We start from the raw sequence: 24158 nt of genomic DNA, 5'->3' as shown, positions 1-24158 counted from the left end.
GGAATGAACCGGATTTTTCAGGATGACGGCGGCCGATATTAGATCCGTTTGGATGACTCGTATATTTTCCAAACGGCTTTCATATTTTTAATTATTAGAACTTCCTGCTTAAGAGGGTGCGCCGTAGCCCTTCCGAACCATATCCGGGAGAAAAGAACTAATGCCCGGCAACAAATAGAAGCAACGGATAGAAGCGGCACGGAGCAGATCGCACAGGAATGCCCATGTTTCATCCGGCGATTGCAAGCAACTCTTTCCTGAGAAGGAAGTGAAATCGCTCTCAGTAAAGCGTTTTCTCACGAAATATCGAAAAAAACGAAACTTTTTAAGGTTTTGTTAAGGTTTAGGAAGGATTTCCTCGATTTTTGTCGTATTTGTTACGTTACAAGAAAAAAAGCTTCTGATCGAAGTGAAACATTCTTTATCGTTTACAAAAAACAAAACGGGGAGAGACCAAGATGTTCGTTCGACCTTTCCAATTGTCCGATTATGCGTCGATTACGACTCTATTTAGCGAAGTGTTGTCCGAATCGTGCTGCGAGGAAACGATGGATGCCTTTGCTAAGCAGCTGTCTCTGGATCCGGAGCTGGTTCTCGTCTCGGTAGTGGACGACGAAATCGCCGGGATTATTATCGGTACGATCGATCAACGCAATCAAGGATACTATTACCGAATAGCCGTAGCGAAGGAGCACCAGCGCAGAGGGATCGGCAAGACTTTAATTAACGGCCTGAAGAAAAAGTTCACGCAGCGGAAGGTCAGCAAAATTCTCGTAACGGTGGACGTACACAACGAACCGATTCTCCCTGTTTATGAAGCGGTCGGCTACACCGACCATCATTTTTCCCGTTCTTACCGTCATTTAAGAATCGTCAGCGGCCGGTAACAGTCGTCTGCCTATCGGCGTTTCTAGGGGCATATCTTGAAGCCATTGCATTTGGCGAAGAGATATGCTTTTGTATTACATAACGAGTTTTTTTAGAACGTACTTCGAGATTTATTAAAAAGACAATAACGGGTGGACGATATATAATAGGAGTAGTTGTCAGAAAGGGCTTACTATGAATCCATATTCCCCATATCAAATTAAAAGCTTCAAGCATGACGGTCATCTTCACCGGATGTGGATGCAGAACTGGCGGGTTCCGGACGCGCTTCTTGCCCCGGAGCATCGGGCCGAATCGATGATTGCGCTGATTAACTCTCAGACGCCGATCCGCGAAAGGGACGGCAAGGAATGGACGAGCAAGATTCCGTCGGTCACTTTTTTTATCCCCGGGGAATGGTACAACGTCGTCTCGCTTCTGGAGGATCAGGGTATCCGCTACTATTGCAACATCGCTTCGCCTCCCTACGTGAATGAAGGCGTCATTACTTACATCGATTACGATCTGGATGTCATCCGCACGCCGAACGGCACGATTCAGATCGTCGATCAGGAAGAATACGAGCTTCATAAGCACAATTACCATTACTCCGATGTCGTGGAGCGCAAGGTGAAGCGGGGGCTCGAATCGCTGCTGGCGCGGCTGAAACGGGAAGGGCCGCCGTTTTGCAACGATCAGGTGCTTGCCTACTACGAGCTGTGGAGAAACGAAGGGCCGGGGGTGTGACATGGGCACTTTTGAAAGCCAGGACGGACGGGAGACGGCACCAGCGGTAACAGCCGAGGAGCCGAAGGGACAAAGTTTGGCGGCGGAATTGTGGGATTGGACCAAATCGATCGCAGTGGCACTTGTCATTGTCATTTTGCTCAATTTGTACGTGTTCAATTTGTCTACGGTGAAGGGTCATTCGATGGAGCCTACGCTCCGGGAGAAGGAATGGCTGTTCGTCAACAAGTTCGTATACCTGGTAGGGCATCCGAACCGCGGCGACGTCGTTATCTTGAAGGACCCCGACATGCAGTCGGTAGAGAAGCAGTATCTGGTCAAACGGGTTGTAGCGATTCCCGGCGATCAAGTGGAGATTCGCGGGGGCAAGCTGTACGTGAACGGAGAGACGGTGGCCGAGCCCTATACCGACATCAAGATCGAAGACGGCGATCGCGGACCGGTCGTAGTCGAGGAAGGCCGTTACTTTGTAATGGGGGATAACCGGCACCAGAACGCCAGCAAGGACAGCCGCATATTTGGCACGGTATCGGAGAAGGCGATTCAAGGTCGTGCGGACTTCATCCTCTGGCCGATCGATCAAATGGGAGGTTTGTAAGTGAAGGACGTCATGATCTATACGGACGGGGCATGCTCCGGCAATCCCGGTCCCGGAGGCTGGGGAGCCATTCTGTTTTATGGCCAGCACCGTAAGGAAATGTCCGGCGGCGAGAAGCATACGACGAATAACCGGATGGAGCTGCTGGCCGCCATCGAAGCGATCGGCTCGCTGAAGGAAGCGTGCACCGTAAAGCTCTACAGCGACTCCGCCTATCTGGTCAACTGCTTCAAGCAGGGCTGGTTCCGGGGCTGGCTGAAGAACGGCTGGAAGAACAGCAAAGGGCAGCCGGTGGAAAATCAGGATCTGTGGAAGCAACTGCTTCAATTAATGGAAACGCATAAGGTGGAGTATATTAAAGTTAAAGGACATAGCGACAACGAGTTCAACAATCATTGCGATTTTTTGGCTCGGGAAGCGATCAAGCGCCTGACATGAGGTGAGCGCCATGGATGACGCGGGAAAGGCGCCCGGTACCCGGGAATACTGGGCAAAACTAAAAGAAGATATACGCGAGGCTGCGCCCTCGCTTGGAATCGACAAGATTGGCTTCGCGTCTGCGGAGCCTTTTATAGAGTTGAAGCAAATCCTGCTTCGCCACCGGGAGCTCGGGCGCGAATCCGGCTTTGAGGAGCCGGATCTGGACAAGCGTACCGATCCAGCACTTAGTCTGGAGCAGCCGCAGTCGATCGTGTCGATCGCGATCGCCTATCCGTCCAAGCTGGTGAACCCGCCCAGGTCGGAGCCCGGCGCTTACCGGGGGATCATCTCACGGTCGTCCTGGGGCGAGGATTATCACCGCGTGCTGCGCAAACGGATGGCGGCACTTGAGGCGTTCATCCGGGAGCGGGTGCCGGACGCCCGTACCGAGAGCATGGTCGATACCGGTGCGCTGGCGGATCGTGCGGTTGCCGAACGGGCGGGGATCGGCTGGAGCGGCAAAAACTGTGCGATCATCACCCCGGAATGGGGATCGTGGGTTTATTTGGGCGAGATGATTACGAATATTCCGTTCCCGCCGGACAAGCCGATTACGGATCAGTGCGGCGACTGTACGATCTGTATCGACGCTTGTCCGACCGGGGCGCTGGTAGGTCCGGGGCAGTTGCATTCGAGCTTGTGCGTGTCGTTCGTCACCCAGACCAAAGGCTTCGTCTCGGACGAGCTGATGCGGAAGATCGGCAACCGGCTCTACGGCTGTGATACGTGCCAAGTCGTCTGTCCCGTGAACAAAGGGAAGCACTGGGCGCATCAGCCCGAGCTGCAGCCGGACCCGGAGAAGGTGAAGCCGCTCCTGAAGCCGCTGCTGTCGATGACGAACAAGCAATTCCGCGAGCTTTACGGCGATATGTCCGCCTCGTGGCGCGGAAAGAAGCCGATTCAGCGCAACGCGGTTATCGCGCTGGGCAATTTCAAGGACGCGACAGCCGTGCCGCTGCTCGCGGGTCTGCTGCTGGAGGACGAGAGGCCGGAAATTCGCGGGACGGCGGCGTGGGCGCTCGGGCGTATAGGCGGTGCGGAAGCGCTTGAGGCGCTTAAGCGCGCTTGGCCGAGGGAGAGCCATCCCGAAGCGGCCGAGCGGATTGGCTCCGCTCTTCAGGAACTGGAGGAGGGGGACGTATAACCGTTTGCGGAAGTGCGCTCATAGACGCCCCGAATGAAGGGGCGGATGAAGTTTTTATGCTGGAAGGGGGCGCATCATGAGATACATTAGCATCGATCAGGTGGAGCCGGGACAATTTCTGGGGAAAACGATCTTCTCCAGCTCCGGGGCAGTGCTGCTGTCCGAGGGTGTGCAATTGACCGTCTACATGATCAATACGTTGAACCGGATCGGGGCAACGATGATTTATATTAAAGATCCCCAGTTCGAGGACGTCGAGATTCCCGATGTGCTGTCGGAGGAGACGAGACGGGGCGTACTGAAAAAAATGACGGAGACGTTCGACTCGATCCGCTCGGGCAAGCAGTTCGATACCCGCGCAGTGAGCATCAGCGTCGATCAGCTGCTGGAAGACGTGATGAGAAACAAAGAGGTGTTGATCCAGCTCTCCGACATCCGCACACAGGATAACGAATCGTACGTGCATGCCTTAAACGTATGTATGATGTCGACGATGATCGGCATCAATATGAGCCTCACCCCGCAGCAGCTCAAGGAACTGGCGATCGGCGCCCTGCTGCACGATATCGGCAAGGTGGAGAAGCTGACGGATGACAGCTCGGCCGATCCGAAGCGTCATCATACGTGGCGGGGCTTCGAGGTGCTGAAGCAGAAGCAGGAGTTCAACCTGTTAATTGCGCACGTGGCGCTGCAGCATCATGAGACACCGGACGGGGAAGGGCTGCCGCGGAAAGTAGCGGCCGACCAGATTCATCTGTACGCCAAAATCGTGGCGGTCGCCAACATGTTCGACAATCTGCAGTTCAAGCAGCCGGCCGGAGGCAAACGAATGCTTCCGCACGAGGCCTGCGAGCATATGATGGCGCTGGCGGGTTCGAAGCTCGACCGGGAGGTGCTGATTCATTTTCTGCGCACCGTCTCGATCTATCCGACCGGCTCCTCGGTCCGGCTGTCGACGAGGGAGACCGGCGTCGTCGTCGGACAGCACCGGGGGCTGCCCGGCCGTCCGGTTGTCCGCGTCGTTAGCCAAAACGACGACCATATCGAGGTCAAGGAAGTGGATCTCGCCAAACATACGACCGTGTTCGTAGAAAATGTGCTGCTCTAGCGCCTGACCCGAGCCGGATCTATCTTAAAAGCCGGCTCGACTGCACGAAAAGCGGGGCCGAATCCGGCACATTGTACCGCTTGCTAAGAGCGGCTTATTTCGTTATGATGAAGTGTATTCGGGAGTTTTTACGAACAAATGTTGGGGTGACGCTGGAATGTGGTGGAATTGGGTAATTCCGATCGTAACGTTGATCGTTGGTCTGGTCGGAGGTTTTTTCATCGGTGTTTATTATTTGCGCAAGCAGATGGAAGCGATGCAGTCGAATCCGGAGATGCTGCAGCAGATGGCCAAAAAAATGGGCTACAATTTGAATAAAAAGCAGATGCAGCAAATGCAGCACATGATGAAAAACCAGAAGTGGAAATAATTGCTGCGTCTCCCGCGCAAGCGAGGAGGAGGGGTACGAATGGCAGGTACCAAGGAATACCAGAACGATAACGTTGGACGGAACCGCGAGCTGATCGAGAATCATGTGAAAGAAATTTTGCGGCTGATCGGGGAAGATGTCGACCGCGAAGGGCTGATCGAGACACCGGCCCGGGTAACGAGAATGTACGAGGAGATTTTCGCGGGTTATTCCGTAGATCCCCGGGAAGTGCTGGGCGTAACGTTCGACGAGAAGCATGAGGAGCTCGTTATCGTTAAGGATATCGTATATTACAGCCAATGCGAGCATCATATGGCGCCTTTTTTCGGTAAGATCCATATCGGCTATTTGCCTAGCGGCAAGATCGCCGGACTGAGCAAGTTCGCCCGTCTGGTGGAGGCCGTAACACGGCGGCTGCAAGTGCAGGAGCGGATTACTTCGGAGATCGCCGATATTCTCGTGGAAGTGCTTCACCCGCAAGGCGTCATGGTCATCGTAGAAGGCGAGCATCTATGCATGTGTTCCCGGGGCGTGAAGAAGCCCGGCAGCAAGACGGTTACATCGGGTGTCCGCGGCCGGTTCGCTACAGACTCGGCGCTGCGCTCGGAGTTTTTGTCGCTTGTGAAGGAATGAGAGGAGCGCGGCTCTTTCCCGGGCGTTCGCTTGCGGCGATGGCCGGAACCAAAAGCAATTCCAAAAGCAAAAACAAAGAGCAAAAGACGCTTTCTACCGTTCACTGGGTAACAGTGAGGTGGGAGCGTCTTTTTGTATGCCCGTTATCGGGTCTTCGTCAGGGCAGGGACAGCATGATGAACGAAAGGCGGAAGTAGAATAAAGATAAATTATTATTGACAATGAAAATCATTATCAATATAATGAGAAACGTTATCATTTATTTGCTTATATATTGTTGCGATTGTTTGGATAGATTGTTGGGTTATCGTTTGGGATTCGGAAGTACCGAGCCCATTTGCGTTTAGGATACCGGTTCGGGCCGGCGAAAGGGAGCGAGATAAGGGCCAATGCCGTGTGCGGACCGGCTACTTTCAGCTGCGGGCAGTACGATCTTTCGATTGGGAGGATGAGCATGTGATCGCCGTTGTTCAAAGGATCTGTTTGAAGCACGGGCTGAGCGGACGGATGCTTAGCGGCATCGATAAGTTCAAGTCGAAGGCGGGCTACGGTAAATGGTCGTCGATCGAAGTATTAGCCGCCCGGAGTCCGGAGGAGTACGAGGAATTTATCGTCACCAGCCGGTGGGACCTGACGGCGGAGCAGTTCGATCAGGTATGCAGCGACTGGTACGGAGCGGTGATCTCCGAGCTGCCGCCGTCCGGTATCGTCCGCTACGAGTGCTCGTGCTGCGATATATGGATGAAACGCGAGAACGAGCTTTCTTTGCTTGATATGTACGCATCGGATGGGAACAGGAAGGAGGTACGGCTGTGACGACTGCCCGGTTAACGGCATTGATTTTGCTGGCTGTCCGGATTGCTTTGTTGAAGCTGTATATGCGGGCCAGAGCTTCCAAGCTGCGCGATTGTACATAAATTTGGCATGGGATATGTAGGATGACTCCGGCAAGGATCATCGGATCAAGGGAGAAGGGTAGGAGCGGACAGGATGAAGGTTATTGTCGTATTTGCGAGCATGACCGGGAACACGGAAGAAATGGCTGATGCGGTAGCGGAAGGGATTCGCGGGCAAGGGGCCGAGGCGGTATTGAAAGACGTGTTTGATACGAATGCCTCGGAGCTTACGGATTATGACGCGGTATTGCTCGGCGCTTATACATGGGGAGACGGGGATTTGCCGGATGAATTTCTCGATTTCTATGACGAGATGGACGACGTCGATTTATCGGGCAAACCGTCGGCGGCGTTCGGCTCGGCCGATTCCTCCTATCCTGAATTCGGCAAAGCGGTGAATCTGCTGGAGGAAAAGCTGCTGAGCTGCGGAGCGGTACTTGCTGCGGAAGGTCTGAAGGTGGAGCTGAATCCGTCCGAGCAGGAGAAGGAGGCGTGCCGCGAGTTGGGAAGACGGGTGGCTGCTGCCGCTGCGGGTGTGTCCGGATGATGATACGCGCGAATGGACTGGAAGCGTATAAAGAGCTCGGCCGAAAGCAGGGGGAGGAGGCGCTGATCGAAGATTACAAGCTGGAAGAGCTGCTGCGCTGCCCGTCCCGTTATCTGAAGCGCAAAGCGGATGAGGAAGCCGGCGCCGCGGCGATGCTGGGTACGGAGGTAAGCTGGCAGCAGCTCGTCCAATATTCGGTCTGTCATATGGTTAACGATTATTACAGCCTCCCGCCGGAGCACCGGTCGGAGTATTCGATCGAACGGTCGGCGGACCGCCGGTGGACGAACCGGACTTACAAGTTCGATTCCGCCGATCATTACTGGCAGGTGCGGTACCGGGCCGTAAGCGCGTTGAAACAGCTGCTGCACGGTGAGCAGAACGGCGCAATCCGGCCGCTGATCGTATTCGAGTCGTACCGCACGCATATCGAAGCGGTGCAAGCGGAAGTTTCGTTCATCGTGCAGGTGTTGTACCGGGCCGACGACCGTCCGGATTCGCCTTATGTGATCCGGAAGTACCTGGTGGATGATGATCCCGATGTGATTGCCGGCTTCCGCCATCTGGCCGTCCTGTTCTGCAGCGAAGCGTTCGAGGAGCTGCCCGGACGTATCGAGGTGTTCGGCGTGCTGAGCGGCAGCAAGTACGTGTTCCGCCCACAGGCGGATGAGGTGGCGAAGGCGGCGGATTATATCCGCCTGCTCCGGGAATATGCCCAGGAAACGGAAACCGCCGCTCAGGAGGAAGAGGAGACGGGGCATATGCACCGGAGACGGAACGTTTACCGCAAATGCAGGCATAAAGCGGATTACACGCATGCCGGAGGGAGCAAAGCGGCGAAACCGACCAACCGCTGGCAGCTGAATTAGTACGGGATAAGTTCATTCCTTCGATAATCACATACAACCGGGCCGACGAAAGTAATAGGCAGTATAGAGACTGTCGATTCGTTATGAACAACCGAGTGAAACGGCCAGATAACATTTCTTCACATTTAATCGACAGTCTCAGTATAACGGTTTATGAATGGACTCCTGCCGGTCAGAAGCTCATCCGTTCCTTTAGTCGCCGACAAGCCTTACTTGCCGCCTGGAAGGAGGGCTCATAAGCAGTTGCTCCAGCCTGCGTTTCACTTCCGGCCATTCCGCCGATACGACGCTGTAATAGACCGAATCGCGAACGTAGCCGTCCGGCAAAATATAATGACAGCGCAGAGCGCCCTCGAAGACGGCGCCGATCCTCTCGATCGCCCGGCGGGAGCGCTCGTTCCGCGAATCCGTTTTGATCTGTACACGGTTAGCGCCCATCGTCTCGAAGGCATGAGTCAGCAGGAGCAGCTTGCACTCGGTATTAACCCGTGTCCGCCACACGCCTGGGGTCAGCCATGTCCAGCCAAGTTCAAGGGAACGATTTTCATCGGATAAATCGAACAGCCGAGTGCTTCCGAGCACCCGGCTGTCTGCGCTATCCATGATCGTATAGGGCAGCGTGTGACCGCGTTCCGCTTCGGCCATAGCTTCGTCGACCAGCCGCTGCATGTCCTCGGGCGATTCCATGCGTACAGGGATATAGGTCCAGACAACGGGAGCACGGGCGGTTTCGTACAGAGCGCTCGCATGCGCACGCTCCATCGGTACAAGCCGTACGGCTGTTCCGGTTAATGGTTGGTATAGTCTGTTCATTGTATGGCGCCACCTTCCCTAGTCCGGAAAACGTGTCTCTAATGTCCGGGATTTCTATGATCGTACCGGAACGGAAGGCTGAAGAAAAGATCCGATTTCACTCGAAATGACCAGGCCAATCGGGAAAGGGAGCGGACTCTTCGGATCATTCGGACAGAAAAGGCAGACAACGGCGGATGGGTGCCTGAGAGCCTGAGCTGACCTGTATTCGCGGCTGCGGCTTAGAAGCGGGGCCTGTTCCGGAGCGCCGCTTCCGTCAGTACGGCCGCCATTTCAATTTGGACGCCTGGACGAATCTGTCGTTCACGTACGGCCAATTGACGACGTTCCACCACGCTTCGATATATTTGGGCCGCTCGTTTTGATGTTTCAAATAATAAGCATGTTCCCAGACATCCAGGGCAAGGAGAGGGATCGCATCCCATTGCGACAAATTCTGATGCTTCTCCGCCTGCAAAATCTCGAGCCTGTGACTGCGCGGGCTCCAGACGAGCACGGCCCATCCGCCACCCTCGACCTTGTCGGCTGCTGCGGAGAAGTGCTTCCGGAACGATTCGAAGCTGCCGAAGTCACGGTCGATCTGAGTCGCGATCGCCCCTGTGGGCTTGCCGCCCGCTTTTGGAGCCATCACGTACCAGAAGAGGGTGTGCAAGTAGTGTCCCGCCCCGTTAAATGCCGCTTCCCGCTCCCAATGCTTGATCAGGTCGAAATCGCCGGTTTTGCGCGCTTGCTCCATCATTTTCTCGGCTTTGTTCAAGCCGTCTACGTAGGTTTGGTGATGCTTGTCGTGATGAATCCGCATCGTTTTCTCGTCAATATGCGGTTCGAGCGCGTTATACGCGTAAGGAAGCGGCGGCAGGGTATGACCGCCGATCGGTACGGGCTTTGCGGCAGCCGTGTAATCGGTCCATACGCCTTCCGGCGTAAGCGGCTCCTCCCGGTCTGCTTGCTCCTCGTTGCGGTAAGGTTGAGGCTGAGGGGACGGAACCGGATGGGAAGACGGGGGGAACGCCGGCGCGGTGAGGATCGATTGCAGGATGCCGAGGAAATATTCCGATTCCCGGATAATGTGCTGAATGACCGTGGGCGCGGTTGGTACGCTGCGGACCGCAGCGCTTCTCTCAAGCATGCCGAACAGCTGATTGATAAATTCCGTCGACTGGGCGGTGGAGCGCTGCAGCAAAGCTTCGACATGCTTCCACAGCTCCGGGCTTATCGTCATATTGGACCGAATGACCGCTTCGATCCATTTGTTCGCGGCGGCCTCGGTTTGTGCAAAGACAAGCTCCCACTGCTCCAGCAGTTGCACGTACGGCTGCTCCAAATTCGGGATAAGCTCGCGGATTACGACGGTATGCTCCTTCTCCTGCATTTTCCAGAAGCGGATTTCCTCCAGGAGTCTGAGCGGCATCAGCGAGCCGTATACAACTAACATGGTCTTCCCTCCCTACCTGAGGCTGTATCCTATACAGTGTATTCGGAAGGGAAGTTGGCCCATGCGGAAAATTGGCGATCCTGCGGGAGAACGAGTGATCTTGCAGGCAAAGGAGGTTACGGTTGGCGTGCCGCCGCAGTGTTAAAAAACGCCATCGTCCGCTTAACGTATTCTTTTTTATTCGCTTTGTAAATCAGCTCGTGCCGGCCTTCGGGAAGCAGCCACAGGTCGGTATTCGGAGCGGACTGGTTCTCGTAGATCGATTGCGCGATATCATACGGCGCTTTGGAGTCTTTCATGCCGTGAATGAACAGGATCGGCATCGGGTACTCTTTTTGTTTGACATCCTGATACGGAATCTGGTTCATACTCGTGCCGTTCATAATCGGGAAAAACAGGCGAATCAGCGGCAAGGAAGGAAACCGGGGCAGATCGACCTGATTTTTAATGTTATGGTAAAGCGTGTCGGGCTCGAGCAGAAAGGTGCTGTCGAGAATCATCGCCTCGATGTCTTTGCTGTACAGCGCCGTCTGCAAAGCGGTGCCCGCTCCCATGGAAAAGCCCCATACGTACGTGTGCTTCGTCCCGATTTTCTTCAAAAAGTCGATCGCGCCCTGCAGCTCCAGCGCCTCCCGTACGCCTCCCGTCACGGACATATCCGTACCTACATAAGCGTAGTCGAACAGGAGAACGTTGAAGTTTTGCTTGTTCAGCTCTTTGGCGAGACTGTAGAAAGGGACCCACAGCTCTTCGCGGTTGCCGCCGTAACCGTGGGAGAAGATGACCGACCGGTCGGAGCCGGCCGCCGGAATCAGCCAGCCTTCCAGCGTGCTGCCGCCGTCGCTGCTCGTGAAGACGATGTCGTCATAGGCCAGTCCTGCGGCCTTCATCGGGTTCGAGCTGAGCGGAGCGATCGACGGCCGGCCGAGCATCCAGGCGATATAACCGTGGAAAGCGACGATCGCTCCGGTACACAGAACGATCAGCAAGGCAAGGGGAAGCAGCATCCATAGCTTTTTGTACGATTTGCCAATGTTAGCGTTTTCAAATACGGGTGTGCTGTAAGTTGTGGATGAAACGTGGGTCGTTTCCATGGGGTATCCCTCCTTGATCGATGATGTACTTCGAGTTGCGTAATAAGGGAGGTTCTCTGCTTGGATCGGGATACAATCGCTGCGGCCGGGGACAGGGTGCCGATTGGAAAGGAGACTCGCTCCGGCAAGCGCAGGCCGGCGATAGGGGCAAGGTTCCAATCGTATACACGTAAGTAGTTATCTTAATTCTATAGTATTCGTTTACAGGCCTGTTGGTCAATAGATGCCGGATAGGAAATGTGTAGAAAAAGGCAGTCCGGAGTCTCTTTACGATCCGAAGACGGATAAGGTATACTTGAATTAAAACTGAGTTTCATATAATGAAACATGTGGAGCGAATCGAAGATGGACGATACGAAGCTGACCGTACGCGCCGTGGAACGGGCGCTCGATATTTTATCCTTGTTCACCGACGAGACCGAGCTGAGCCTCACCGAGATTGCCGCCAAGACCGAGCTTCACAAGAGCACGGTCCACCGGCTGCTCGCGTCTCTGGAAGGGAAAGGTTATCTGGTCCGCAATGCGGAGACGGAAAAGTACCGGATCGGCTTCCGGATCTGGGAGCTTGCCGCCAACATGTCGCAAAGCGACGATCCGGGAGTCCTGCTTCAGCCCGAGATGGAACGGCTGCGAGATTCGCTCGGCGAGACGATCAGTCTGTATGTGCGCGACGGGAATGAGCGGATCCGGATTCAGGCGGTGCAGAGCAATCAGGCGATCCGACGGGTCGCTCCGATCGGGGCGCGGCTGCCGCTCAGCGTGGGCGCTTCAAGCAAGGTGCTTATCGCTTTCGCCGAACCGGATGAGCAGGCGCAGCTGCTGCACGAGCTGGAATGGGCTTCGCCCGCAGACCGGGATGCTTTCGTCGGTCAACTGGGGGACATACGCCGGCTGGGTTATGCGACCAGCATCGAGGAGCGTGAACCCGGCGCGGCCGCCGTGTCGGCTCCGATCTACAACCGTGCACACAAGCTCGTCGCCGCACTTGGCGTATCGGGCCCTTCCAACCGGCTGACGCTGGAGAAGATGAAGGAGCATGCGATGCTGATCATCGAAGGCGCGAACCGGATGGGGAAGATGCTGAAGTGAGTTTAAGATAGGTTTAGTAGCGGTTCTCGTATCTAGGGAACCGGGGCCGTGATCGGTATTCGTTGCACGAAGGAAATATGGGGAAAAAGCCGTCTCTCTGGAATGGAGGGACGGTTTTTTGGAGTTGCATTGCTATTGTGCACCGTCAATAGAAGTGGTTTGCAGCCTTTATCTTGTCCGAAAACCGGCTTGGGCGCGGAATATGAGCGGTTTGAAGCTTCTAATATCCGCGAAACGGGTGCAGCCCCCTTCAAGTGGCGGAGATAAGGGATACAAACCGCCTCTATTGGTCTCATTCCTCCCTAAATGCCGAAAATAGAAGGTACCGAAGAGACTGTCGATTCATTGTGTAGAAGTGTTAGCAAGACCGTTCCAAGTGAAAAGTTACCTTCTTCTGCTCAAACAGGTTGTCCGGAATCCCTTGATTGAATAAGGATTGTAAGGTAGGGAATTCCAGACAAAACTCGCCAGAAGGTAATCTTTTCCCTTTCCACTTGGTTGTCCACAATGAATCGACAGCCTCACCGAAGACTCTTATCTGGTTTGGTAGCCTGCAGGCTTGTCATCTCAGCGCAGCCCAACCCGATCGGTTCGCAAGAAACTTGGTAACAGGCTTCATTCGGAGGCGGGGTGTTTCCACACAACCGCACCAACGACCGGCTGGAGCGAAGGTACCGGTTCCCTTCCATGAACCAACGTATGGGTTTGCACGCCAAAGGACCGTCACGATACCCTGTTCCGGACCGTTTTTCTTTAGCAACCGAGCATGGCAGTTTCCGGTTTTACGAGAAACAGCCGGATTCGCTTCAAAGCCGAGGTCTCACTTAGTAGGGTTATTTTTGTACGGGGCGCCGCGGAGTGGCGGTATTTGGCTGGTTCATGTGTGGCATGCCGGGGTAATAAACGGTAGGCGGCCTTCATCAACAAGAAGGAGGAGATCGCATGTGGGGACTCTTGCTCAGCATCGTGATGGCCATTTTAATTGGGACGATCGGAGACGCCCTTGTGAAAAACCGGATGCCGGGCGGTATGCTCGGAGCGATGGTTGCCGGATTTGCCGGCGGCTGGCTCGGATCGCTGCTGCTTGGCAGTTGGGGCCCGGTCATTGGCGGTTTTGCAGTCATCCCGGCCATTGTCGGCGCCGCATTGTTCGTATTACTGCTGGGGATGCTGTCCCAAGCGATTCGAAAGTCGGCTTAGCGAATAACCTGATAAACCCTATACGGCAAGCAGAATGAACGATGGGATAACGCGATACAAACCAAATGAGGAGGAATTCGCAATGAGCAAACGCAACCTGCAAGGTTCCTGGAAAGCGGTATGGATCGGAGGAATGGTGGGAGCGACGGCCGCCTTGCTTTTTGCTCCCAAATCAGGCAAAAGGCTTCGCCGTGATCTAGTACGCGGAGCCCAGGATCTTCGCGATACTACGAGCGAATGGGCCAAGGATGCATCCTACAGCACTCAAAAAGCGGTCAAGCAAGTAAGCGGGTACGCGTCCGAATGGTCGGATCTCGCACGGGGTATGGCCCGTTCGGTGCTGCGGGTGCGCAAGGCAAAGCCGCGCAGGGGGTTGCTTCGGCGCTAATCACGGGTGGAAGGAACCGGAGCGGGGCCGGAATCACGATAACAGGAGGCGAGGCAGGATGACGTTAAGCGAATTAAATGTAACGAGGCCGTTGGTGGAATTTAGGAAAACTGCATTTCGGCTAGGGTTTCAGCCTTCCGAGACGGAAGGCCGCAAAGTGATCCAGCTGACGTTTCGTTCTCCTGAGCGTGACGGCGCAATCACGTACCGGATTCCGTTTTTGTCGGACGGCTCCGAGCGGATTACGCTGCTCGTTCAGCAAGCGGAGTTCAGCGGAGACTGGAGCGGCGGCGAGGGTGTCCCCGTATCCGTACGGGATGAAGCGCACCGGAAGCTGTGCGAGCTGATCGGGGAATCGGCGCACCGTGTGCGGGAGCGCCCGAGCGCTGGGGCCGGAATCGGTCAGGCGGAGCAAGAGGTGGACCCGGCGCTGCACATGACGTTAAACGGCGTGATGGCGCAGGATGAACAGGATCTGATCCGACTCGGCAAAGAGATGAAAGCGATGAAGACGAATACGGAGCTGGAGCAGGAAGGGATGATTCCCGATCCGATCCAAAACTGACGCCGGAAGGCGTCTTTTTTTGCGGCGGAACGTTAGAAGCGACATTGCGGGGAGTAGTCTTCTAAGCTTCAAAGAGCGATTTTCCGATGTTGAAGGTTTTAGCAGGATGTTGCTGGAACTTATAACAGGGATCGGCTAAACGGAACGGCGCGTGAGAAAGGAATTACGCGAAAGCGGCAATTGCTCGCATAGGGAGTACAAGAAGCGGGATTCATGGAAGCTGATTAGCTGCCGCCGTATTTCATAGTGGCCTGGAAGACAGGTCCGCATGAGGGAATCCCGTCCAAATCATACATAGGAAGTGTTGGATCATGCGTCCGGAACAGATCGCCAGAATCGTCTCCGAGTTTCCCTGCTTCGCCGCAGTCCCGCAAGAGGAATGGCGGCAGTCGGAAGCGTTCATAACGCGTCTCCCGGCTCAGCACGTGGTCGGAGAGGGGCATCTATTCGAGCATGCCTCGTTTGTGCTGAAAGGCTGCGTCCGCATTTACAAAATCAGCCCCGCCGGCAAAGAATTGACCCTCTATCGGGTGCGAAGCGGCGAGACGTGCGTTATTATGATGGCCAGCATCCTGGGGCATACCGGCTATGAAGCGATGGCGGAGACGGAGGAGGACACGGAACTGCTGGTGCTGCCCGCCGCGCTGTTCCAATTATGGATGCATACGCACAAGGAGCTGAGCCAGTTCATTTACCGGTTGTTTATCCAACGCATGGTTTCGGTCACCGGGCTGATCGAGGAGATGACGTTCCACTCCATGGACCATAGGGTAGCGGAAGACAGGAGGGAGTAGAAGGATGAGAAATGTGGGACGTGCGGATCGAATTGTGCGAGTAGCGGCGGGTGCCGGATTATTGTCGATGCTGTTGGTTGTGGAAGGTCCCTGGAAATATGCGGGACTGCTCGGGGTTCCGCTGCTGCTGTCCGGGCTGGCGGGTATTTGCTGGATGTACCGGCTTCTGAAAGTCAACACCTGCCCGGTCAAGCGGCCATGAAGAAAGCGTGGAAGAACGGAAACTTTGGACGGAGCACAATCAAGGGTGGACCGAATCCGAATGTGGACCGCAATCAAGAGTGGACGAAGCCGGGATGAACCAGAATCGAGGATGAAGCAAAATCAAGGATGAACTAAAAACCAAGAATGGACCGCAACCGAGGATGAGCCCAAACCAAGGATGAACCAAAATCCAGATTGAACCGGCACCAAGATTGAACCAAAACAAAGGATAGATCCCATCTTAGGTTGAAAGTTGAGCCGAAGATCAGGGAGCCGACGGGGGATAAGGGTGGTTTGGAACTCTACTTTTTTGGATGAAACCCCATTTTCTCGAAAATAAGAGCTTTTTGCAGCGCTTAATCGGAAGAAAAATGGAGTAACTTCAACCAGCAACGGAAAATAAGAGATACAAACCACCTTTATTTCCCAAAAACAACAAACAAGTTCCCGATTAAGAGCTGCAGATCGCTCTTATAAATACTGCTTTAAAAACTTGCTTAAAAAACTGCTTTAGAATTACTGCTTTAAAAATACAGCCGGCCTGGCCGCCATCAGCGGACCGGAGGCCGGCTCATCTACTCATGAAACTGTCTCGGCGCGGGACAGCAGGTCCATCCATTCGCGGGAGGTCAGACGCCTCTCCATAATCCACGCTACGGCGATCGGTCTGCGCTCATGCCGGACCAGTTCGTCTTCCTTCAAGTAGTAGCCGTGCTCCTTGGCGATCTGATACACCATACAGAAGTGCTCCGCGCTTTCGACGGCTTGCTCCAGCGAATCATAGGCACAAAGCGTACGCCCGAAGCCCAGCGGGTTGGAACGGGTTTGAATATTCACATTGAAGCAGCGATCCGTCTCGAATACCAGTATGTCACTGTCAAAACAACGAATCTGATGTTTCACTGTCATGACATTCACCGCCTGTCCTTAGAATAAGGGTTAAGCCTGATCGTACGGTACGATGCTTGCTTGTACTAGGGTATCCCGTACTTCTACTTAACCGGAACGCCGCGATTTGAAACCGGTTACGGAGAAGTTCGTCTACACCTCAATAAATGACCGTCCCTTCTTACGAAATTGGCATGACCTCAGAGGCGACCGGCAGTATGATAGGATAACCGAGAGGATGGAGAGGGGAATCCGGATGAAACGTCGAAGCACGATTTATACACTGCCCAAAAGGGAAAATGCCCGCCGTAATGCAGAGCGGTTCGAGTGGGCGAAGGCGCTGAGGGACCGCGCGGTGAACGAAGCCGACAGCTATTTGGCGATCGGGCATGAAGCGCTGTGGAATCTTGTGCCGGGGCAGACACTGCCGCGCAGCTACGGGGTGAATCAGCGTCTCGGAAGCCCGGTTACGGGCAAGGAGATCGATAAGTACGGCAATTATCCGTACCAGGCCGACCCGCTGAAAGCGCCTTGGAAAATAACGGACCCGAGCAGCGGGATGTCGTTCCCGACGAACGATTTCGCCGCGTATTATGCCAGCGGCCTCGACGAATCGGGCTTCTTCCGTCCGGAAAGGGCGGACCGCAGCTTGCTCGTCAACACACTGTATCCCGGGAGAGGCCCGGACTGGGGCGTCGACGACGGCTATGGCTGGACGGATGAGAAGGGGAATACGTATACGTTCGTCGCTTATTATGTACACTGGTTTTTGTGGCACCCGGGAACGGGCGCGATCTTAAAGGCACTTGCCGCGTTGCGCGACGCCTACTTATACACCGGCAGGCCGGAATATGCCGCAGCCGGCATTGTGCTGCTGCATCGCGTGGCTGACGTCTATCCAAGTCTGGACGTAGCCGAGCATGACAAAACGATTTTCTTGAACTCGCACGGAGGGACCGGACTCGGCCAGGCGCTCGGCTCGATTTGGGAGGCTTCGCTGGTCAAGCAGCTGCTTTACTGCTACGACGCTTTTTTCCCGGCGATGGGCGAACCGGAGGCGATCCGCTTTCTGAACGGGAAATCGCCGGCCTTGTCCGGGACTGGTCATACGGCGGAAACGCTGTGCAGTCATATCGAGCAAGGGATCGTGAGGCAGGTATACCCCGCCGTCAAGGCGGCAAGAAACTACGGAAATACCGGCTTCCACCAAAGCGCGCTGGCGCTGGCGGCCGTCGTACTCGACCAGGAGCCGGAAACCGGGGAATGGATCGCCTTCAACGGCCGTGCGGGGAAAAGACTGAATCAGCCTTGGCAGGTGACGGGCGGCAATATATTGTCAGCGCTCGTCAACGACGTCGACCGCGACGGACACGGCAACGAAGCTTCGCCCGGCTACAACGCCTTGTGGCTGAATTCGCTGCTCGAGGTGGCGGATATTATGGAAGGGTATTCGGATGATCCGGCGGCGGATTTGTACCGGCATCCCAAATTCCGCAAAATGTTTGATGCCTTTATCCCGTTAATATGCTCCGGACGGTTCGTGCCGACGATCGGGGATACCGGGAAGGCCGGAAATCCCGGCATAGGGTTTAAAGGTTCCGTGTTTGTAAAGGCGTTTGAAGTATACGGAGATCCGGTATTCGCGCAGGCTGCCTACTTGATCAACGGGAACGGAACCGCGGGGATTACCGGCGGGATGTTCTCGGATGATCCGGAGCGGATCGCGCGCGACATCGAGGACGTAGTTGCAAACCGCGGACGGCTGCGTCTGGACAGCGATCAGTTTACCGGATACGGCTTCTCCGTACTGAGAGAGGGCGAGGAGGGCGAAGAAGGCGGAGCGGACGGAAGCGTGGCGGATACAAGGCGGGACGTCTGGATGTATTACGGCCGCAACACGGGGCACGGGCACCGCGACACGCTGAATATCGGGATTCACGCGTTCGGCATCGATTTAACACCGGATCTGGGCTACCCCGAGTTCGCCGATACGGTCGATATGCACCGGGCCCAGTGGGTGATCGGAACGACCAGTCATAATACGGTGCTGGTGGACAAGAAAAAGCAGGACCCGCAATGGGTCGGCGAGCCCCGACATTTTGACGACGCCGGCCGCATCAAGCTGATGGACGTCGAAGCTCCGCAGGCGTACCGCCACATCTCGATGTACAAAAGGGTGACGGCCATGGTCCGCGTGGGGCGGGAATCGTTTTACGCCGTCGACCTGTTCCGCGTACAGGGCGGCCAGGACCATCATTATAGCTTCCACGGCGCCGAAGGGCCGGTTACGGTCGAGGGACTGAGCCTGGTCCCGCAGAAGGAAGGAACGTATGCGGGGGCGGACAGCTCGTTCGGCGTCCGCCCGGAAGGGGACGATGTACCGGGGGCGGCTTACAACGGAGCCGGCTTCCACTGGCTGAATAACGTCGAGCGGGACCGCAATCCGCAGCGGCAGTTCAGCGTTGACTGGTCTGTCGTCGACACCTGGGGAAGTTTGCCGGAGGGCGAACGGGGAACCGTGCACATCAGGCTGACGATGCTGGGCGAGTTCGACGAGGTTGCCTTGGCGGACGGAGTGCCGCCCCGCAACAAACCCGGCAACCCGGCCTCCCTCCGCTACGTGCTGGCCCACCGCCAAGGCGGCGATCTGTCCAGTTTTTTCACCTCGGTCCTAGAGCCTTATCAGGGTGAACGTGTTGTACGGGCGATCCGGCTGGCGACCGTGGAGCGGAAGAATGCCGGTTCGGAAGCTGCAGGAATCGGAGCCGGAGCCGAAGCGGGAGCGAAAGGAGCTGCCGCCGGTGATCTGGCCGCCCGTGCCGTCCGGGTGGAGCTGGCGTGCGGAAGAACTGACTACATCGTCAGCTCGCTTGATCCGGCTGAGGAACTGCTGCTGGACGGCGAGATCGTATTCCGCGGGGCGTTCGGATTGTATTCCGAGCGTGCGGGCAGCCCGGAGTACGCTTATGTCCATGACGGAACGGAGATCGGGCGCGTGGATTCCGCGGAACGGCTGGTGCTGGCGGCGGGAAGACGTACCGGCAAAGTAACCGGATTTACAAAGGAGCTCCGCGATCGGAATACGATAACGGTACAGCTCGAAGGTACGGCGGAGGCGGAGGAACTGCAGACGCTCGCGGGTCGGTTCGTATACGTTGCGAATGACGGCGTCCGCAATGCGGTCTACCGGATTCGGAGCGCTTATGCCGGTCCCGGAGGCGGGACGGTGCTGGATATCGGGGATATGACGCTCATACGCTCGTACGCCGATCCGGAGGACTATGCCAAAGGATTTGTTTACGATATCAAGGAGGGTGCGGCGTTGTATATTCCGTTATCCGCCGAAAGGGAGTATTCGCGGGACTGAGGGAACAATAGGAAGGGGCTGTCCTCAACGTTTTTTTGCGATGTTTGCGCTCCGCTTCGCACCGATTTTCCCGGCGCTTGGTGCCCGGTCATACGTCGGCTTACCCGAGAAGAAGGACCTCGTCCTCCACGTTGCAGTGGAAGCCGAGGTCCTTTCGCTTCGGAATCGGGACGCTGCGATGTAGGCGAACTTTTGTGGAACAGCTCCTTTAGACGTTGGAGCCGGCTTTACGCCCCCTCAGCAGATCGCCGGTCCAGCCTTTGCGCCATAACCAGGCGTAGATCACGGCGGTCAGCAGCAGCACGGCCGCGCAGGCGGCCCCAAACCCGGAAGACCAATCCGCAAACGGCAGCAGATCGAAATTCATCCCCCATAGGGCGCCGATGACGGTCGCCGGCGTGAACAGCACGGTGAAGATCGTCAGCGTTTTCATAATCTCGTTGCCGCGCACCGAAGAGACGACCTCCTCCATCTGCAGCAGCGTATCGATATGGTTCTCGTGCTTGCGAAGCAGCCGCTCGATCCGTTCGAGCTTCAGGCTCAACCGGAGGCATTCCGGAAGCTCGTCCGGCTCGTCCAGAAACGATTCGCGTACGGCGTCCCCGGCTTCACGCAGAGGAGTCAGAGCCAGACCGAATCGAATCAGCTCGTGCCTCCGCTCCAACAGCCGATCCACAATCCGCTTGCGATTGCGCTCCCGCATCGACTGTTCCAACTCCCCGAGCCGGGCCTCGTAGCCGTCCAGCGCCGCATGCAGCGGCTCGACGAGCGAGCACAACAGGACACAAAACGCCTCGTGGGCCGTTCTGCAGCGTTCCAGGCGCTGGGCCCAAGGTGATTCCTCCAAGCGGATGTCCAGCCCGCTGCTTGCTGGAATAACGGTGATCAGCCGCGATTTCATCACATGGAAATGCAGCGGAGGACATTCCGGGTGAACAGGCTTCGAACCGAAATCGACCTTGTGCCGCAACGTCCCGTACAGGACGGGCAGCCCGCCCGATGTCGCCGTCACGATCGTCAAATTGTCGTCTTCCTGGCTTAAGCGTTCGATCCAGGCAGCCGTGTCCGCGTCAGTGACGAAGAGATCGTCCTTGTGCGGGGGAAGCTGCCGCCGAACCCACTGCCAATCGGCAAACGAATCCGGGCTTGAGTATTGGCTTGAAGTAGGCTCGCTCATATCCGCTCTCCTCTCGGCATTGCGGTCCCGGCCATTCCGAAGAGGCACGTCCGTTCTCCGGTCGGCTCCGGGCCGTACGCGCCGTCTTGGTTCTGCTTTGCCTGCCGCAGCGCGCGAAGGGCGAAGCTACGGCTCCGGGTTCTCGTTCTCCAGCAGCGCTTTCAGCTTCTCCGTAGCCCTTTTCAGAATGCGGGATACGCTCATTTGTGAGACGTGAAGCTGTTCGGCTATCGCCCGCTGGGACAGCCCGGCTTCGAAGACGAGGGACAGCACCTTTCGTTCCTCGAGCTTCAGGTGAGCCAGCGCCGCTTCCAGATCCATCCGGTTATCCACAGATTCGAAATCGTTAACCGGCGCGCCGATCAGATCGCCCAGCGTAGAGGTGGATTCCTCCTCCGATACGGGGGTGTCGAGGGAAACATAGTGGTACAGCTCGCGTCCGGCGAACACCTCCATCGTCTCCTCGTACGACAGTCCGAGGTGGTCTGCGATTTCCTCGATCTTCGGAGAACGCTCCAGCCGGATCGTCAATTCGTCGACCGCCTGTTGGAGCAGGGCGCCCTTTTCCTTAATGCGGCGCGGCACTTGAATGTACCAGGACGTATCGCGAAGAAAATTTTTCATATGCCCGATGATGCTTTTCATAGCGTAAGGTTCGAACGGGCTGCCCTTTCCGGCGTCGAACTGGTCGAACAAGCGGAGAAGCGACATTTGCCCGACCTGAATTAAATCCTCGTACAGATCGGGACGATTTCGGGACATTTTGCCCGCTGCCATTTTGACCATAGGTTCGTATTGCCGGATGAGCGTTGTAGCCAAATCGTCACTCGGGTTGCGCTGATACTCGACGATCAGTGCAGCAGACGAATTCGGGCAAGGCCATGCCGGGTTAGAGCTCATGCCATCTCCTCACTCCTGCCCAGACGCTTCGTCATGACGACCTCGGTTCCGGCACCGCCGTTTACCTCGACCTCATCCATAAGCGCCTGCATCAAGTATAAACCTAGCCCCCCGGCTTCGATTTCATCGATCGTCTTGCCGTGCAGCGATGGAGACGACTGAGCATCCGCCGCTGTCACGCTAAAGCTTTTTCCTTCATCCTTTACGGTAATGGAGAGAGCATCCCCGTCAATCAGGAAACGGATCTCCATCATGCCCGTTCCTTCGTAAGCATACAATACGGCATTGTTGCAAGCTTCGGAAACCGCCACCTTCATATCCTCAATTTCCTCGTACAAAAATCCCATCTTGGAGGCAATTCCATATAAAGTTAACCGGACCAGGTCGACGTATTCCGCCGTGGCCGGAACGCGAAGCGTAACAGTCGGTTCAACGGATTTCATCTGGATTGTATCGATCCTTTCTTAGTGAGCTTGAGCGGCCGACGACGGGCCGACTTGGGTGAGGAACGGCGTAATGCCTGTCATGTCGAACAGTTTCTTGATATTGGGCGGAATCGCTTCTACCGTGAAAGACCCGTTCCTGGCGTGACGCGCCTTCAGCACGGATATCAGAATGCCGATCCCGGTGCTGTCGATGTAACGGAGCTCCTTCAGGTTCAACGTCAGGATCCGGTCACAGAGCTCGACAAGCGGCTCCATGACCGCTCGCATCTGTGAAGCGACTTCAAGATCGAGCTCGCCGCTTATATACACGGTGCACCGACCTTCCTGGGTCTCGGTGCGCAGTTTTAATTTATCAGAGGTATGCTTGTTCAACTCGGTTCATCTCCCTTATCCGAACGTCTATTGTTATTTAACCACAAAAAATCGGGTTGAAACATGCCGGCGGCATCGAAAAGCAAATCGTTTAGGAAAGACTTGGGGCGGGTAACGACAAGTAAGCGTTGCTTCGCTACTATACAAGACGGAAAGGGAGCGATCGTATGGCTATCGAACAAAACCGGAACGTCGAAATCGAGAAAACCAATGTGGAGAAAAAGATGGATTCGAGCCTGGTGGCGTCAACCTTTATCAAATATGCGGCATACATCGTCATCTTCTTCGGCGCCCTGTACTTCCTCGTCAAATACGTCTTCCCGATGTTCTAAACGGAATAGAATCGGAGAGGGCCGTTCCCATCTTGCGCGCGCAGCTTCTCCCGAGTAACCCGTATGGGGGATCGGGAGTGCGGGGCCGTAAGCGGGAGCGGCTTTTTTCCGGCGATAGCCGGTAGGATGTTCCGTTTTCCCAATAGGTAATAGGACAGCCGCCGCTTGGAATGGAGGATAGAGAGCGTCTGCGGGAATGGGGAGATACCGGGGAAGCGCGGTTAGAAGTTGGGCCGGGTGCCGGGTCCGGATTGCGAGTGATGTCGAGCAGCCTCGTGTGAATGGGCACTGTGCGCCAGGGGTCGCTCGCGGTGTGGGAAAATGGGGCCGTGTGCGCCAAAGTCTGTGCTGGGAGCAGTGTGAACCCCGAAGGGGTGTTCGGATCGAGGTTATCCGTAGTTTTCGGTGGTATCTATGGATGCGCGAATAAATTAGCAGCCTTTTGCCCCTCTTATTTTTCAGTTATCTGGCTTTTTGGGGGAAATAGAAGCTATTTGCAGCTTTTATTTCTGGATGTATTTCCCGTTTCGGGCTCATCCCTCCCTATTAAGAGTCCCTATCGAGACTGTCGATTCATTGTGTAGAAGTGATAGCAGGCCGTTCCAAGTGAAAAGTTACCTTCTTCTGCTCAGACAGGTTGTCCGGAATCCCTTGATTTCATAAGGATTGTAAGGTAGGGGATTCCAGACAAAACTCGCCAGAAGGTAATCTTTTCCCTTTCCACTTGGTTGTCCACATTGAATCGACAGCCTCCCTATCATCTCTTATTATCTAAAATATTGGAATTCACACTAAAATAAGGGGTGCAATCGAATCTTATCCTGCTGCTCAGCTG

The 24158-nt window shown here is 55.6% G+C and carries 27 protein-coding genes; 19 read left to right on the top strand and 8 right to left on the bottom strand.

Annotated elements, in window-relative coordinates; all coding sequences use genetic code 11:
* The first annotated feature begins 458 nt into the window (after positions 1 to 458).
* The 11 genes from AC3Y2E_RS24440 to AC3Y2E_RS24390 all read left to right on the top strand — a co-directional run bounded on the left by AC3Y2E_RS24440 (position 459) and on the right by AC3Y2E_RS24390 (position 8259).
* Complete coding sequence (locus AC3Y2E_RS24440) at positions 459 to 887, top strand: GNAT family N-acetyltransferase (protein ID WP_190929824.1); 429 nt, start codon at positions 459 to 461, stop codon at positions 885 to 887.
* 175 nt (positions 888 to 1062) lie between these two features.
* Complete coding sequence (locus AC3Y2E_RS24435) at positions 1063 to 1614, top strand: DUF402 domain-containing protein (protein WP_190929825.1); 552 nt, start codon at positions 1063 to 1065, stop codon at positions 1612 to 1614.
* A gap of 1 nt (position 1615) precedes the next feature.
* Positions 1616 to 2212, top strand: coding sequence for a signal peptidase I (gene lepB / locus AC3Y2E_RS24430; RefSeq protein ID WP_190929826.1), 597 nt, complete (start codon positions 1616 to 1618; stop codon positions 2210 to 2212).
* A complete protein-coding gene (gene rnhA, locus AC3Y2E_RS24425) occupies positions 2213 to 2650 on the top strand; it encodes a ribonuclease HI (protein ID WP_190929827.1) in 438 nt (145 codons plus the stop codon). It abuts the gene before it with no gap.
* 10 nt (positions 2651 to 2660) lie between these two features.
* Positions 2661 to 3836, top strand: a complete 1176-nt coding sequence (gene queG, locus AC3Y2E_RS24420) for a tRNA epoxyqueuosine(34) reductase QueG (RefSeq protein WP_379215054.1) — start codon at positions 2661 to 2663, stop codon at positions 3834 to 3836.
* 76 nt (positions 3837 to 3912) lie between these two features.
* Positions 3913 to 4944 carry an HD-GYP domain-containing protein gene (locus AC3Y2E_RS24415; protein ID WP_332076130.1) on the top strand — a complete coding sequence of 344 codons (1032 nt, stop codon included), beginning with the start codon at positions 3913 to 3915 and terminating at the stop codon, positions 4942 to 4944.
* A gap of 157 nt (positions 4945 to 5101) precedes the next feature.
* Positions 5102 to 5314, top strand: a complete 213-nt coding sequence (locus AC3Y2E_RS24410; protein ID WP_190929830.1) for a YneF family protein — start codon at positions 5102 to 5104, stop codon at positions 5312 to 5314.
* Between the two features lie 39 nt (positions 5315 to 5353).
* Positions 5354 to 5947: a GTP cyclohydrolase I FolE gene (gene folE / locus AC3Y2E_RS24405; RefSeq protein WP_190929831.1), complete on the top strand. Its 594-nt coding sequence runs from the start codon at positions 5354 to 5356 to the stop codon at positions 5945 to 5947.
* A 456-nt stretch (positions 5948 to 6403) separates the two neighbouring features.
* The gene (locus AC3Y2E_RS24400) at positions 6404 to 6763 is read left to right on the top strand and encodes an antibiotic biosynthesis monooxygenase family protein (protein ID WP_379215050.1); all 360 of its coding nucleotides are present in this window, start codon (positions 6404 to 6406) and stop codon (positions 6761 to 6763) included.
* Between the two features lie 174 nt (positions 6764 to 6937).
* Complete coding sequence (locus AC3Y2E_RS24395; RefSeq protein WP_379215048.1) at positions 6938 to 7390, top strand: flavodoxin; 453 nt, start codon at positions 6938 to 6940, stop codon at positions 7388 to 7390.
* A complete protein-coding gene (locus AC3Y2E_RS24390; RefSeq protein WP_379215046.1) occupies positions 7387 to 8259 on the top strand; it encodes a hypothetical protein in 873 nt (290 codons plus the stop codon). The genes AC3Y2E_RS24395 and AC3Y2E_RS24390 overlap by 4 nt, the downstream gene beginning before the upstream one ends.
* Before the next feature lie 192 nt (positions 8260 to 8451).
* On the opposite strand, the gene AC3Y2E_RS24385 is transcribed toward AC3Y2E_RS24390, so the two are convergent.
* The 3 genes from AC3Y2E_RS24385 to AC3Y2E_RS24375 all read right to left on the bottom strand — a co-directional run bounded on the left by AC3Y2E_RS24385 (position 8452) and on the right by AC3Y2E_RS24375 (position 11601).
* Complete coding sequence (locus AC3Y2E_RS24385) at positions 8452 to 9072, bottom strand: GNAT family N-acetyltransferase (protein ID WP_379215043.1); 621 nt, start codon at positions 9070 to 9072, stop codon at positions 8452 to 8454.
* Between the two features lie 256 nt (positions 9073 to 9328).
* Positions 9329 to 10507 (bottom strand): Fe-Mn family superoxide dismutase, encoded by a 1179-nt coding sequence (locus AC3Y2E_RS24380; RefSeq protein ID WP_379215041.1) that lies wholly within the window; start codon positions 10505 to 10507, stop codon positions 9329 to 9331.
* Between the two features lie 116 nt (positions 10508 to 10623).
* Positions 10624 to 11601 (bottom strand): alpha/beta hydrolase, encoded by a 978-nt coding sequence (locus AC3Y2E_RS24375; protein ID WP_379215039.1) that lies wholly within the window; start codon positions 11599 to 11601, stop codon positions 10624 to 10626.
* A gap of 345 nt (positions 11602 to 11946) precedes the next feature.
* Between AC3Y2E_RS24375 and AC3Y2E_RS24370 the strand changes: the two genes are divergently transcribed.
* From AC3Y2E_RS24370 to AC3Y2E_RS24345, 6 genes are all read left to right on the top strand, one after another.
* Positions 11947 to 12690 carry an IclR family transcriptional regulator gene (locus tag AC3Y2E_RS24370; protein ID WP_379215037.1) on the top strand — a complete coding sequence of 248 codons (744 nt, stop codon included), beginning with the start codon at positions 11947 to 11949 and terminating at the stop codon, positions 12688 to 12690.
* Positions 12691 to 13632: 942 nt separating this feature from the next.
* On the top strand, positions 13633 to 13890 hold the full coding sequence (locus AC3Y2E_RS24365) for a GlsB/YeaQ/YmgE family stress response membrane protein (RefSeq protein WP_379215034.1): 258 nt from the start codon (positions 13633 to 13635) through the stop codon (positions 13888 to 13890).
* 82 nt (positions 13891 to 13972) lie between these two features.
* On the top strand, positions 13973 to 14278 hold the full coding sequence (locus AC3Y2E_RS24360) for a YtxH domain-containing protein (protein WP_332076121.1): 306 nt from the start codon (positions 13973 to 13975) through the stop codon (positions 14276 to 14278).
* A 58-nt stretch (positions 14279 to 14336) separates the two neighbouring features.
* Positions 14337 to 14843, top strand: coding sequence for a hypothetical protein (locus AC3Y2E_RS24355; RefSeq protein ID WP_379215031.1), 507 nt, complete (start codon positions 14337 to 14339; stop codon positions 14841 to 14843).
* A 311-nt stretch (positions 14844 to 15154) separates the two neighbouring features.
* Positions 15155 to 15637: a Crp/Fnr family transcriptional regulator gene (locus AC3Y2E_RS24350; RefSeq protein ID WP_379215029.1), complete on the top strand. Its 483-nt coding sequence runs from the start codon at positions 15155 to 15157 to the stop codon at positions 15635 to 15637.
* 4 nt (positions 15638 to 15641) lie between these two features.
* Entirely contained in the window at positions 15642 to 15839 is a 198-nt protein-coding gene (locus AC3Y2E_RS24345) for a YgaP family membrane protein (RefSeq protein WP_379215027.1), read from the top strand.
* A 581-nt stretch (positions 15840 to 16420) separates the two neighbouring features.
* On the opposite strand, the gene AC3Y2E_RS24340 is transcribed toward AC3Y2E_RS24345, so the two are convergent.
* A complete protein-coding gene (locus AC3Y2E_RS24340; RefSeq protein WP_190929843.1) occupies positions 16421 to 16750 on the bottom strand; it encodes a hypothetical protein in 330 nt (109 codons plus the stop codon).
* A 235-nt stretch (positions 16751 to 16985) separates the two neighbouring features.
* On the opposite strand from AC3Y2E_RS24340, the gene AC3Y2E_RS24335 reads away from it, so the two are divergent.
* Complete coding sequence (locus AC3Y2E_RS24335) at positions 16986 to 20096, top strand: heparinase II/III domain-containing protein (RefSeq protein ID WP_379215024.1); 3111 nt, start codon at positions 16986 to 16988, stop codon at positions 20094 to 20096.
* Positions 20097 to 20304: 208 nt separating this feature from the next.
* Here AC3Y2E_RS24335 and AC3Y2E_RS24330 read toward each other — a convergent pair whose 3' ends face one another.
* From AC3Y2E_RS24330 to AC3Y2E_RS24315, 4 genes are all read right to left on the bottom strand, one after another.
* Entirely contained in the window at positions 20305 to 21273 is a 969-nt protein-coding gene (locus tag AC3Y2E_RS24330) for a magnesium transporter CorA family protein (RefSeq protein ID WP_379215021.1), read from the bottom strand.
* A 126-nt stretch (positions 21274 to 21399) separates the two neighbouring features.
* Positions 21400 to 22173 (bottom strand): sigma-70 family RNA polymerase sigma factor, encoded by a 774-nt coding sequence (locus tag AC3Y2E_RS24325; protein ID WP_332076115.1) that lies wholly within the window; start codon positions 22171 to 22173, stop codon positions 21400 to 21402.
* Positions 22170 to 22616 (bottom strand): anti-sigma B factor RsbW, encoded by a 447-nt coding sequence (gene rsbW, locus AC3Y2E_RS24320; RefSeq protein ID WP_190929847.1) that lies wholly within the window; start codon positions 22614 to 22616, stop codon positions 22170 to 22172. The genes AC3Y2E_RS24325 and rsbW overlap by 4 nt, the downstream gene beginning before the upstream one ends.
* A gap of 21 nt (positions 22617 to 22637) precedes the next feature.
* Positions 22638 to 22991, bottom strand: a complete 354-nt coding sequence (locus tag AC3Y2E_RS24315; protein WP_190929848.1) for an STAS domain-containing protein — start codon at positions 22989 to 22991, stop codon at positions 22638 to 22640.
* A gap of 167 nt (positions 22992 to 23158) precedes the next feature.
* Between AC3Y2E_RS24315 and AC3Y2E_RS24310 the strand changes: the two genes are divergently transcribed.
* Entirely contained in the window at positions 23159 to 23323 is a 165-nt protein-coding gene (locus AC3Y2E_RS24310) for a hypothetical protein (protein ID WP_190929849.1), read from the top strand.
* Positions 23324 to 24158 lie beyond the last annotated feature (835 nt).

Source organism: Paenibacillus sp. MAH-35, assembly GCF_058135425.1.
The sequence above is the reverse complement of the archived record's forward strand: the minus strand, read 5'-3'. Positions and strand labels throughout refer to the sequence as shown.